Origin of the sequence: Haloarchaeobius salinus (assembly GCF_024464185.1) — an archaeon.
GTDB lineage: Archaea > Halobacteriota > Halobacteria > Halobacteriales > Natrialbaceae > Haloarchaeobius > Haloarchaeobius salinus.
On sequence record NZ_JANHAU010000001.1, the window covers coordinates 609,972 to 621,980 of the forward strand.

At 66.1% G+C, this 12,009-nt stretch carries 9 protein-coding genes and 1 pseudogene; 4 read left to right on the forward strand and 6 right to left on the reverse strand.

What is annotated here, in order from left to right; all coding sequences use genetic code 11:
* The first annotated feature begins 37 nt into the window (after positions 1–37).
* Positions 38–1,435, forward strand: coding sequence for a TIGR00341 family protein (locus tag NO345_RS03065; RefSeq protein ID WP_256296390.1), 1,398 nt, complete (start codon positions 38–40; stop codon positions 1,433–1,435).
* 241 nt (positions 1,436–1,676) lie between these two features.
* On the forward strand, positions 1,677–2,774 hold the full coding sequence (locus NO345_RS03070; RefSeq protein ID WP_256296392.1) for an aldo/keto reductase: 1,098 nt from the start codon (positions 1,677–1,679) through the stop codon (positions 2,772–2,774).
* Between the two features lie 311 nt (positions 2,775–3,085).
* Here NO345_RS03070 and NO345_RS03075 read toward each other — a convergent pair whose 3' ends face one another.
* Positions 3,086–4,597, reverse strand: coding sequence for a heme-binding protein (locus NO345_RS03075; RefSeq protein WP_256296394.1), 1,512 nt, complete (start codon positions 4,595–4,597; stop codon positions 3,086–3,088).
* Positions 4,598–4,737: 140 nt separating this feature from the next.
* Between NO345_RS03075 and NO345_RS03080 the strand changes: the two genes are divergently transcribed.
* Positions 4,738–5,265, forward strand: a complete 528-nt coding sequence (locus tag NO345_RS03080) for a PadR family transcriptional regulator (RefSeq protein ID WP_256296396.1) — start codon at positions 4,738–4,740, stop codon at positions 5,263–5,265.
* Between the two features lie 102 nt (positions 5,266–5,367).
* Here the strand turns inward: NO345_RS03080 and NO345_RS03085 are convergent, their stop codons facing one another.
* The 3 genes and pseudogenes from NO345_RS03085 to NO345_RS03095 form a co-directional block, all read right to left on the reverse strand.
* Complete coding sequence (locus tag NO345_RS03085; protein ID WP_256296398.1) at positions 5,368–5,853, reverse strand: hypothetical protein; 486 nt, start codon at positions 5,851–5,853, stop codon at positions 5,368–5,370.
* A gap of 51 nt (positions 5,854–5,904) precedes the next feature.
* Positions 5,905–6,729: pseudogene (locus tag NO345_RS03090) on the reverse strand (IS5 family transposase).
* Positions 6,730–6,994: 265 nt separating this feature from the next.
* Positions 6,995–8,782 (reverse strand): site-2 protease family protein, encoded by a 1,788-nt coding sequence (locus tag NO345_RS03095; RefSeq protein ID WP_256296400.1) that lies wholly within the window; start codon positions 8,780–8,782, stop codon positions 6,995–6,997.
* Between the two features lie 158 nt (positions 8,783–8,940).
* On the opposite strand from NO345_RS03095, the gene NO345_RS03100 reads away from it, so the two are divergent.
* Positions 8,941–9,345 (forward strand): hypothetical protein, encoded by a 405-nt coding sequence (locus tag NO345_RS03100; RefSeq protein ID WP_256296402.1) that lies wholly within the window; start codon positions 8,941–8,943, stop codon positions 9,343–9,345.
* A gap of 135 nt (positions 9,346–9,480) precedes the next feature.
* Here NO345_RS03100 and lysS read toward each other — a convergent pair whose 3' ends face one another.
* A complete protein-coding gene (lysS, locus tag NO345_RS03105) occupies positions 9,481–11,148 on the reverse strand; it encodes a lysine--tRNA ligase (RefSeq protein WP_256296404.1) in 1,668 nt (555 codons plus the stop codon).
* 102 nt (positions 11,149–11,250) lie between these two features.
* Entirely contained in the window at positions 11,251–11,967 is a 717-nt protein-coding gene (gene pyrH, locus NO345_RS03110; protein ID WP_256296406.1) for a UMP kinase, read from the reverse strand.
* Between the last annotated feature and the right edge of the window lie 42 nt (positions 11,968–12,009).

Sequence of the window (12,009 nt, forward strand, 5' to 3'; positions counted from 1 at the left end):
CCGGTTGCAGCCGTCGGAGGTGTCCGCCGTCCGTTCGGTGCTCGACGAGCACGGGGTCGACTACCTGCTGTTCGAGGAGGACAGCGGCCGCGACGACGCGGTCGTCGTCGAGTTCCCGCTGCCGACGCAGGCCGTCGAGACCGTCCTCGACGACCTCCGGGAGACGACGGCGGTCGACGAGACCTACACGGTCGTCGCCAGCGCGGAGACGGTCTTCTCCGAGCACGACGACGAACTGGAGGAACGGTTCATCACGGGGGACGAGGAGGACGACAGCATCGCGACCGAGGAGATCCGTTCGACCGCGCTCGACCTCACACCCAGCCCGGCGACGTACTCCGCGATGACGGTGCTGAGCGTACTCGTCGCGACTGCGGGGCTGTTGCTCGACTCGCCCGCCATCGTGGTCGGCTCGATGGTCATCGCCCCGCTGGTCGGCTCGGCGCTCACCGCCAGCGTCGGGACGGTGCTGCTCGACCGGGAGATGATGATCGAGGGCTTCCGGACCCAGTTGCTGGGCCTCCTGCTCGCGGTGGTCGGTGCGACGCTGTTCAGTCTCGGCCTGAAGTCGGCCGCGTTCCTCCCGCCAGCGCTCGACGTGACGACGACCCAGCAGATCTCCCAGCGCATCTCGCCCGGGCTGCTCTCGGTCACGGTCGGCCTCTGTGCGGGCGCGGCCGGCGCGTTCGGGCTCGCGACCGGCGTCTCGGTGACGCTCGTCGGCGTGATGGTCGCGGCGGCGCTCATCCCGGCCGCGGCAGCCGTCGGCGTGGGCATCGCGTGGGGCGTCCCGGCGGTCGCCCTCGGCGCGTTCGTCCTGCTCGTGCTGAACGTCGTCTCCATCCACGTCTCGGGGGTCGCTGTCCTCTGGTACCTGGGCTACCGGCCCGGTGACGGCCGGACGCGGGCCAGCGACTCGGGAACGCGCGACGTGCTCGCCGACGGTGCACCGTCGATGAGCCGCGACCGGGTCCTCCCGGTGGTCGTTGTCGCGGTCGCCCTGCTCGCCGTCGTCGCCGTCTGTGGTGTGGTCGTCGCCGCACACGCCGGCTTCGAGCAGTCGGTCAACCAGGCGGTCGGCGAGACGCTCGAGGAGCCGCGCTACGAGGAGCTCGGGCTCGTCGTCGTACGTGCCCAGTTCGACGGGCGGCCGGTCGTCAGCGTCGTCGACGAGCAGCAGGTGACCGTCGTCGTCACACGGGACGCCGACGGGCAGTATCCGGCGTTGCACCGCACACTCGAGGCGCGTATCGAGGAACGGACCGGCAGAGAGGTCGCCGTCGTCGTCCAGTTCGTCGAGCGACAGACGGCGAGCGACCGGCGCGCTGGACACCCTCTCCCCGGTGGGGCATCCCCGACCCACGACAAGAGCTATCGGTCCGGCGGTTCGACCGTGGCGTATGTCGGACACCCTGTCCTCCCTCCGCGAGGCTGACGCCACCGCTGGCCGTGCAGCCATCGGCGCTGTCGCCGGTCGGTCGGCGCGACCGTCGCGTTCGGCACCGTCTCCGGCCCCCTCGCGATTGCCGGGGTTACGGCCGTCCTAACGCTCGTCCTCACCGCCGTCCTCGCACTCGTGCTCGAGGTCGACCTGACGGAGCCTGCGCCGAAGCTGCATTCCCGCGACCCGGGAACGAAACACACCCGCTAAGTGGGACCGTTCCCTAGCCGGAGGTATGCAGTACCGCGAACTCGGTGACTCGGACGTCGAGGTGTCGGAAATCGGCTTCGGCGCGTGGGTTGTCGGCACGGACTGGTGGGGCGACCGCACGGAGGAACAGGCGGTCGAGATGCTGCAGTACGCCCACGACCAGGGCATCACCTACTTCGACACCGGTGACGTGTACGGCCACGGCCGCAGCGAGGAGCTCGTCGGCGAGGCCCTCGGCGACCGACGCGACGAGGTGACCGTCGCCACGAAGGTCGGCTACGACTTCTACAACAACCCGCAGGCCGGCCACGGCGAACTCCCGAAAGAGATCACACCGGAGTGGATCCGCACCGCCACCGAGCGCAGTCTCGACCGCCTCGGCTTCGACCACGTCGACGTGCTCCAGCTCCACAACGCGAACGTCGACGAGGTCGACGCGGACGTGCTCGAGGTCCTCGACGAGCTCCGCGAGGAGGGCCTCGTCGACGCCGTCGGCTGGGCACTCGGCCCCTCTATCGGCTGGCTCGCCGAGGGCGACATGGCCATCGAGCAGGAGTTCGACTCGCTCCAGCTCGTCTGGAACGTGCTCGAACAGGAGGTCGGCGACCACTTCCTCGACACCATCGAGCGCACCGGTTCGTCGACGAGCCTCATCCCCCGCGTCCCGCACTCCTCCGGCCTGCTGAACGAGCAGGTCACGCCGGACACCGAGCTCGACGACGACGACCACCGCTCCTACCGGCCGGACGAGTGGTACGAGACGGGCTGGGAGAAGGTCGAGGCGCTGCGGTTCCTGGAGCGCGCCGACGAGGGAACCTCGTCGAGCTCCCGGACGTCGTCCGGGAACGCCGGCGAGCGCACGATGTCCCAGGCCAGTATCCGGTGGCTCCTCTCGCACGACCAGGTCGCGACGGTCACGCCGACGTTCCGCACGAAGGCGGACATCGACGAGTGGGCCGCCGCGAGCGAGGTCCCGCCCCTCTCCGAGGCGGAGGTCGCGCGCGTCGCCGAGCTGTACGCCGACGACTTCGGCATCGACCGCGACGACGGGATGGACGTGCTCCGCTCGTCGGTCGGGGGCGAGGACATCGACGCGGCGAACATCGACAAGCAGGCGACGTAGCTACCGCTCGCTAATCGGTCCATTCTCCTCGAAAACGGGCGATTACCTTTCTGTGTCGGGGTGCACGCTACTCCTGCTCTCGGTTTCGACGGCCGGACACCGTCGAGCGAGAGCGTGACCGATTCGGGTCCGCACGAACCCCCTGCCGCGCAGACTCCCCCCTCTGGCGCGGGCGGGGGGTGGTCGTCGTGTTCACCGCGAACACGAAACCGATACCCCTTTCTTTCCGATGGAGTGCCCCCGCCTGCGGGCGAATCCCCCCGCAGGATTTCACTTCCACTCCGCAGTCCCGACGAGGGGTGGCTGGCCGGTCAGGCCAGGAAGACGTGGCGCGGACGGTCCGCCAGCACGTCACGGCCCCAGTCGACGGTGTCCGAGAACGCGTCCGACCGGAAGAAGGCCATGGCGTCGTCCCGGGACTCCCAGCGCGAGGCGATGAACATGTCGTTCTCGTCCTCGCGGTTGGCGAGCAGGTCGGTGGTGATGTGGCCGTCCATGTCCGCGAGGAGGTCGCCGACGGTCTCGAACTTCTCGACGAAGTCCACGCGCTTCTCCGGCTTCGTGGTGTAGAACATCCCCATCGTCCCCCAGGTGTCGGCGTCGGCGTCGTCGCCGGCCTGCCGGACGATGCCGGGCAGGTCGGAGAGGAAGCCGCTTGCGGTGTCGGCGGCGGACTGGGTCTGCCAGATGCTCGCGACCGCCGCCGGGGCGTCGCCGTCGGACCCGTACACCGCGGTCTTCACGTGGGAGTCGTAGTGCTCGAAGTTCGAGCGCAGGCCCGCGACCTCGTCGAACAGCTCGTCGGGGTCGGCCTCGGAGTAGAGCACGACCGCGTAGACGTCCTCGCCGTGGGGCTGGCCGCCGTAGACGCCCTCCTCCTCGAGTGCGGAGCGCACGTCCGCGCCGTGGTCGGTGGCCGGACGCTCCTCCTCGTCGTGGTGGCCCCCTTCGCCGTGTGCGTCGCCGTGGTGGTGGCCGTCCTCGCCGTGACCGTGCGCGTCGCCGTGATGGTGAGCGCCCTCGTCGTGGTGGCCGCCCTCCGCGGCGGGGACGGTCTCGCCGGCCATGAACGCCGGGAGGTCGCTGGCCTCGAACCGGCGGCCGGTGTAGAACTGTCCGAACTCGGCGAACCGGGAGGTCGACGGGTCGAAGCGCATCTCGTACAGCAGGTCCTTCACGTCGGTCATGTCGTCGGCCCAGAGGGTGACGCCCCACTCGTGGTCGTCGAGGCCGACGCTGCCCGTGATCATCTGCTGGACCTTGCCGCCGTAGTCCCGGCCGATGTCGCCGTGGCTCGCCATGTGCTCGGCGCGCTCGTCGAACGGCATGTCGTACCAGTTGTCCTCGCCCGTCCGGCGCTTGGACATCGGGTAGAAGGAGAGGTAGTCCATCTCCGGTATCTCCGGGTGGAGTCGCGACTGGATGTACTTCGCCAGCCCGGAGTCGTCGTCGACCTCGCCCTCGAAGTACTCCCGGGCGCGCTCGGTGTAGCCCGAGGCCTCCGTGACCGAGACGTACGAGCCCGTCTGCTCGGTGAAGCCCGCGAACTCCGTCGACTCGAAGCCGCGTTCGAGCTGGTCCAGCTCGTCGAGCGTCGGACGCAGGTGCAGTACCATGAGGTCGGCCTTGTGGCCGAGGATGGTGTACACCGCCGTCCCGCCCGTCTCGGGGTCGCTGTGGGCGTCGAGGAATGCGATTCCCTCCCCGACGGCACGCTCGCGTGTCCGCTCCGGGGCGTCGCGCCACGCGTCCCAGTCCACGGTCCGGAAGTCGTGCAGTGCGTACCAGCCTTCCTCGGTCACCGGAGGTTCGCGTCGCTGCATGGCCGAGGCTTCGGAGCGGCCGGGTAAGGACGTGTTGATTCGTCCGAGGGAGGGGGCCGATGGCGGGACGCGACCGAGAAGCTGGCAAGCCATCCTCAGTATCGAAACCCTTTCACGTCCACCGCGGGTACCACGCGATAATGCGGAAAAGCGGTCCACCGAAGGGACTCATCGCCTATCTCGTGCTCGAGTTGCTCGCGGAGAAACCGCGGTACGGGTACGAGATCCTCAAGGAGATACGGGAGCTCAGCGGTGGCCACTGGGAACCATCCTACGGCTCGGTCTACCCCATCCTCTACAAGTTCGAGGACGAGGGCTGGGCCGAGCGCATCGAGCGGGAGGACGAACCGGACCGCAAGTACTTCGAACTGACCGACACGGGCTACGACGAACTCGACAGCCGCCGCGAGGACTCCGCGATGAAGGCCAAGGAGTTCGCCGACGTCATCCTCGGGTTCTACCACGTCTACGTCGCCTTCTCCTGCGACGACCGGTTCGAGGTCCCCGCCGTCGACGGCGAGTGGCGGTTCGACGACACGTTCTCGGCGTGGATCGTCGAGCAGATGATCCGCCACCACGAGCACTACTACAGCGACGAGTTCGACCGCATCGACGCCACGCCCGAGGAGTTCTACGAGGCCCACGGAATCGACAACGACGAGGAGTAGCTGGCCGTCGAATTTTACCTCTATTGGGCCTTGTTTAGACGCTGAGCAATAGCTCAGTTATTTCGCCAAAGATACCTTGGATCAGTTGCTCAGTTGAAGTTCCTATACCGCAACTGCGACAGCATTAAAGAGAACGAATAGGAGACCGGAACCAAGTAGGGCGCTCACGACCGTTCGTCGGGGGTGTTCATGACGGAACTTCCCAGCGAGACCATAGGGGACGCTGAGCCCAAGCGTTACCGCCAGAAACATACCGATATTTTGGATAAGCTCGACCCCGGCACCCGGATAGCCGCCGGGCGTCCCCATCGTCGCCAGAAATCCGACAAAGGTTGTAAGGGCGATACTAAGCGCCCCCCAGACGCCTAATAGGGTAACCTCCCACCAGACAACTGGTTCAGCGAATCGAACATACGCAACCAGCGAGATCACTAGCGGGAGCGCAAAGATAGCAAATAACTCGAGGTTCCCGCTCCGAAGCGGGGAACTCGGTATATTTGCGACTAAGAGAGCAATTCCGAGAACGACTAGTCCGATGAGTATACCCGATAATGTTCGGGTGTCAGGCGTTCGTGTGGAGGTAGCCATATTGAAAAAATTACTCTAAGATGATAAATATTTTGTGTAGGATGACCGACGTTAGAGAGTCGGTTCAAGATTTCTCACAGTTGCTTTCAGAACAAGTTCTCGAAACTGTTCGCAGCATGTTCGTGCCCGGAGAGTATCACCGTACTGCTGCTTGAGCCCGAAGAATACGTCCTCAATGATTGATCGCTGGTGATAGATGTCCTCGTCCTGTCAACCGTTGTGCACCATATCAAGCGGAGAGAACTCTGGGTGTTTGATCACTGGTCGAACGTCGGCCTCCCGAAGTTGTTCACGTAGGTCATCCCAGTCATATCCTTTGTCAGCGGTAACGCTCTCTAATCGGTTGAGGTTCCGCGTGAGTACTTGCCGCCCGACTTGGGTGTCGTGAGGTTGCTTCATCGAACAGTGAATATCTAAGACAGTACTGGTTTCGCAGTCTACCAACGCTGTTGCCTTGACTGATCGGAATGTGTAGTTTGTCCCGTTTGCGTAGTGGCGGCTAGCCGAATGGCGGTCGAAGCCAGTTGCGTCGATAGCCTGCACACCTCCAACGTCGTGAAGATCAGCAGAGAGTCGAAGAAGGGTTCGCCAGACCGCTATCTTGAGCTGCTGCTTTCGTGCGCAGACAGTCGTGAAGTCCGGCAACTCGTTCGGTTTAAGATTCAGTTTTGCGACTATTCCGTGCATCTCGTGGAGAGCATCGAGGAGCCGTCGATAGGGGAGATCGAGGTATCTGCGGAGACCGTGAATCACAACGATTACCCAGTCAGCGTAGCCACCGTCACCTTTCTTGACCGCTGGTGTAGGGTCGCCAGAGACAGCGCGTTTCGCCAGTGTTACGAGGCGATCTGTGAAGCGTGAGAGACGAGAGGGCACACTCCTCAAATCTGACGCAAAGGTCAGTTAGTTCACCGGTGTGAAGCCTCCCTCCAGCGTCTAAACAAGACCCCTCTATTGTAAACCGCCCGCCTGCGACATCGACCGATCAGCCGACAGGCGCGCGGCCCGCGAGCGTGTCGAGCGGAGGGCAGCGAGACGACGGAGGAGTCTCGCCAGGCCGCGGGTCGCACTCGTGCGAGTGGTCCACGACGGAGGGGTCGAACGTGCTGTCTACGGGACCAATCTGAGCGTCCAGAAACGATCAGCCGGCCAAAAACTGCGGTCCGACCACCAGCACGACGAAGCTGAGGAACATCGTCACGCCGATGGTCGTCGTCACCGCGCTCACGCGCCGGCGGGTCACCTCGAACGGGAGCCGCGAGAGGACGGCTTCGGTCGAGGTCCGGAGCAGATGGCCGCCGTCGAGCGGGAACGCGGGGATGCAGTTGAACGCGCCGAGCTGGACGTTGATCCAGCCGGTCCAGAACAGCGCGTTCGCGACCGCGAACAGCACGCCAGCACCGAGGAACTCGAGCGGCCCGGTGGCGACGAAGAAGTTCGATATCTCGCCGATGAAGCCCGCGAAGTTGTACGGGAAGTCGCCGCCGGGCATCACGGCCGCGATGGGGAGGACGAGCACGAACAGCACCTTCCCGACGAACGACTGGGCGAACGAGTTGAGCATCGACTGGTCGCCGCCGCCGAGGATGGCGAGGTACGCCTCGGCGGGGTAGTACTCCAGCCCCACGTCGTCGACGGTCACGCCGCTGGTGCCCTGGGCGAGCGGTGCGACGCCCAGGAAGCTGCTGCCGTCGTCCTGCGTGCCGAGCGTGACCTCGTGGACCGAGCGCTCCTCGCCGTCGTAGAGGACGACCTCGACGGTGTCACCCGGCGCTCTCGCATCGATGGCATCGCCGATGTCGCTGTAGGAGATGACTCGCGTGTCGCCGAACCGGGTGACGACGACGTTCTCACCGGCGGGTGCGCCCGCCTCGGCGAGCGGCTCGCCCTCGATGGGGCGGAGGTACGCCCCGGCGACGAACCGTCGCTCCTCGCCGTCTTCCGTCGTCACGGTCGTCTCGCCGGACGACACACGGATGGCGTCCTCGAACTCGGCGGCGGTCGAAACGGGCGTCCCGTTCACCGCCGTTATCGTGTCCCCGGCTTCGAGATCCGCGGGGCCGTCCTCCAGTGCGCCCGTCACGAGCACGCTCCGGTTCAGCGTCACCTGCCGGTCCTCGTTCACCGTCACCGTGAGCTGGCTGGCGTTCTGCTCGTCGACGATCTCCTGAAAGTGGCTGTTGTTCTCGACGGCCGTCCCGTCGACGGCGGTGATTCTGTCGCCGCCGTCGATGCCCGCGTCGGCCGCCGCGGAGCCGGGGAGCGCGCCGCCGACGAGCGCGCCGCTGGCGACGCCGATGGAGCCCGCGACCGGCCCGAACAGCAGCGCGAACGCCACCACGGTGATTGCGAAGTTGTTCGTCACACCCGCCGCGAACATCCGCGACTGCGCGCCGCGGTTCGCCTTCCGCCGGTCCTCCTCGTCCGGCTCGACGAAGGCCGCCACCGGCAGGATGGCGAGCAGGCCGATGCCCATCGACTCGATGTCGATGTCCTCGACCCGGCAGAGCAGGCCGTGGCCGCCCTCGTGGACGACCAGTCCGACCAGCAGCCCGAACAGGATGCCCGGGGTGGCCCGCGGCGGCAGGAAGTCGTTCACGCCCGGGATGACGAGCACGTTGCGGGGCTGATTCACCGCGCTCGGTGCCGGCGGGTTCTGGATCGTCAGGATAGCGCCCTGGAGGAGGAACAGGAACGCACCGAACATCACGACGAGCGCGATGCCGAGGCCGACGTTGGCCCAGGCTCGCCAGAACCGCTTCGGTCCAGCCAGCCAGTTCAGGAACTTCCGCCCCCGTTTCGTGTGGACCAGCAGGATCGGTCCCTGCGTCGAGACGTACGACGGGAGGAGGTTCTCCTTCTTGGCCGCCCAGACCAGCATCCAGTAGAGGACGAAGCCGGCGATACCCAGCCACAGGGTGGAGACCATTGCGAGATACTGAGGGAGGCGCGGGGAAATGCGTTTGGTTTGGCCGTATCGAACCGGCGGCGGGCAGGGGGCTCTGCTGCCACATCGATTCGGTCATCATCACGGGACCATGCAGTATCAGCCATCAGGGCTTTTGGTTCGCACTCGAACGGAATGCCATGAGAAGTGGTGACAAGACCGCGCTCCAGCGCGAGATACTGCTCACCTGGCATCGCAACCCGAACGCGACGAACAAGGAGATAGCGGAGGCGTGTGACTGCTCGGCCTCGTACGTGAGCCAGGTGAAGAACCGGTTCGATGACTACAACGAGTTCGAGGCGATGATGGACCGGCAGGACCGCGAACTCGAACGGATGTTCGGCGGTGACATCTTCGCTGGACAGGGCCAGCAGACCTCGGCGCGGTCAATGAATGCCCAACCGGCAAACTCGGCCGAGGGTGTCAACCTCGCCGAGGCGTGGGACGAGCTCCCTGACAACCCTGTGGGTCATCTTATGCGGGCGATTATCCTCATCGTTCTGCTGTACGTGTTGTACGAGGTACTCACTATCCTGGTCCTGTGAACGATGCTCTCTCGAGATTGAACTGCCGATTCCGAGAACAGTCAGAAATCTACAGATCTCGGCTCCCGCGACTGCCGGGGCTCGCTGCGTTCGAAAACCCGGCTACGGCCGTACAGAAAGGAGAATCCCGACGCGTCAGCGTTTCCGCCGCAGTCGCGCGACGACGAAGTCCCGGTCGAGCTTGCCGAGGAAGGTCCCGAGCTGCGGTCCCTGCTCCTCGTCGAAGAAGAGGCGGTAGCCGGCGGTGAACAGGCCGCCGATCTCCATGTCGTTGCGCTTGGCGGTCTCGTAGATCTCGCCCTGTATCTCCTCCCCGTCGTGGCCCTCGGCGACGAAGTCGGCGAGTTCGTCGAGCGCGTCCTCGGTGGCCGGGTCGAGGTCGACGTCGGGCATCTCGGCGCGCTTGAGCTCGTAGTTGAACTCGTTGTCGGTGCGTCGCGCCCAGTTCCGGGCGCGCTCGACGCGGGCGAGGGCGTCGTCGATGGTCTCCTGGTCGGCGTCGTCGGGGATGTGGCCCTCCTTGCGGGCGACCTGCTCGCGGAGGTCCGGGTCGTCGAACATCCCGAGAACCGCGGCGAACGTGAACGGGAGTCGGATGCGGTCGGGGTCGGTCTCGTCGACGACGAAGGGGTAGACGCGCTCGGCCCTGGCGGTCTCGTCCCCGGTGCCCTCGACCTCGCCGAAGTAGAGCTTCTCGAAGCGGTCGAACTCGTCGACGAGCTGATCGAGTCGCTCGATGGAGAAGTCCCGGGCCTTCTTCGGGTTCTTCGCGAAGAAGAACCGGACGACCTCGGGTTCGAGGAGTTCGAGCACGTCCTCGACGAGGACGACGTGGCCCTCGGAGGAGGAGAACGCCTTGCCGTCGAGCGTGAACCACTCGTACACCATCGGAACGGGCGGGGTGTTGCCGAGGACGTTCCGGGCGATGTCGTCGCCGGACGGCCAGGAGCCCTCGGCGTGGTCCTTGCCGAAGGGTTCGAAGTCGACGCCGAGGACGCGCCACTGTGCGGGCCACTCGAAGCGCCAGGGGAGCTTGCCCTCGCGCAGGGTGGCGGTTCCCTCGTGGCCACAGCCCGAGATGACGTTGTCGCCGGCCTCCATGTCGGTGCAGACGTAGTCGACCTCGCCCTCGTCGGGCCGGACCGCGGTGATGGTCTCGGTGACCTTGCCGCACTCGGCGCAGATGGGGTTGAACGGGACGTAGTCGGCGTCGACCTTGTCCTGGTACTTCGCGAGGACGGTCCGGGCGGTGTCCTGGTTCGCCAGCAGGAACCGGGTCACGTCCTCGAACTCGCCGTCCTCGTACAGTGCGGTGTTCGAGACGAGTTCGATGGGCACGCCGAGGGCGTCGGCGCTGGACTGGATGAGCGCGGAGAAGTGCGCGCCGTAGGAGTCACAGCAGCCGAAGGGGTCCGGGATGTCGGTGTAGGGCTTGCCCAGGTTCCGGCCGAGCGCGCCGGCGTTCACGTCGCCGAGGTCGACGAGTTCGCCGTCCAGGTTGGCGAGCTTCCGGGGGAGCTTCCGGAGCGGGTCGCGGTCGTCGGCGGTGAACACCTGCCGGACCTCGTGGCTGCGCTCTCGCAGGACCTCGGCGACGAAGTAGCCCCGCATCACCTCGTTCATGTTGCCGAAGTGCGGGACACCCGACGGGGAGATACCACCCTTGATGACGATGGGGTCGTCGGGCTCTCTGGCCTCGATGGCGTCGGCGATCTGGTCGGCCCAGAAGACGTGTCGGCGCTCGCCCCCGTCCTCTTCTTCGGCCTGGAGCGTGTACGGGCTGGTCGCCTCGTCGGCGCTCACCGGTCGCTCACCCCGGATTCGGTCGCGTCAGCGCGTGTCGATTGCATGGCTGTGCGTACCCGACTGGCGTGCTTAAGGGTTGTCAAGCAGAAGCAGCAGCGCCTACTCGGCCCAGTAGGTCAGTTCGTCGCCGGTGCCCTCGGGGATGACGTCGGTGCCGTCGTGGTCGCCGTAGCGGACCGCGGTGAGCACGCGTTCGGGGTCGTTGCCGTCGAGGACGATGGTGCGCATGCCCGAGCGCTGGATGACCTTCGCGGCGAGGAGGTCGACGGGTGCGGACGCACCGGCGTTCATCTCCAGCCCGGCGATGACGTCGACGAGGTCGTTCGCGGTGAGCTCCTCGTAGCGTTCCGCGCTGTCGTCCTCCTCGGGGTCGGCGGAGAAGACGCCGGGGACCGAGGTCGCGTAGACGAGCAGGTCGGCACCGACGTACTCCGCGAGAGCGGCGCTGACGGCGTCGGTGGTCTGTGCCGGGGCGACACCGCCCATGACGACCACGTCGCCGTTGCGCATCACTTCGCCGGCGGCCTCGTAGTCCTTCGCGGGCGCGGTCACCACGTTCTCGCCGAGTGCGGAGATGAGAAGCCGGGCGTTCAGCCGAGTGACGTCGATGCCGATCTGGTCGAGTTCGATCTCGTTGGCACCGAGGTCTCGCGCAGTGCCGATGTAGTCGCGGGCGACACCGCCGCCGCCGACGACGGCGGCGACCTGGCATCCGTCCGCGACGAGCTCGTTGACAACGTCCGCGTACGCGGCGACCCGGTCGGGGTCGAGTTCCGGCGCGAGGACGCTGCCGCCGACGGAGACGACTACCTTCATGCTACCGGCCAGTAGCCGATTGCGTCTCTTAAGGATTGCCAA

Excerpts from the sequence above, each read along its gene's own strand:
- NO345_RS03070 (WP_256296392.1), top strand. The coding sequence starts at position 1,677 with ATGCAGTACCGCGAACTCGGTGACTCGGACGTCGAGGTGTCGGAAATC.
- NO345_RS03075 (WP_256296394.1), bottom strand. The coding sequence starts at position 4,597 with ATGCAGCGACGCGAACCTCCGGTGACCGAGGAAGGCTGGTACGCACTG.
- NO345_RS03080 (WP_256296396.1), top strand. The coding sequence starts at position 4,738 with ATGCGGAAAAGCGGTCCACCGAAGGGACTCATCGCCTATCTCGTGCTC.
- NO345_RS03085 (WP_256296398.1), bottom strand. The coding sequence starts at position 5,853 with ATGGCTACCTCCACACGAACGCCTGACACCCGAACATTATCGGGTATA.
- NO345_RS03095 (WP_256296400.1), bottom strand. The coding sequence starts at position 8,782 with ATGGTCTCCACCCTGTGGCTGGGTATCGCCGGCTTCGTCCTCTACTGG.
- NO345_RS03100 (WP_256296402.1), top strand. The coding sequence starts at position 8,941 with ATGAGAAGTGGTGACAAGACCGCGCTCCAGCGCGAGATACTGCTCACC.
- pyrH (WP_256296406.1), bottom strand. The coding sequence starts at position 11,967 with ATGAAGGTAGTCGTCTCCGTCGGCGGCAGCGTCCTCGCGCCGGAACTC.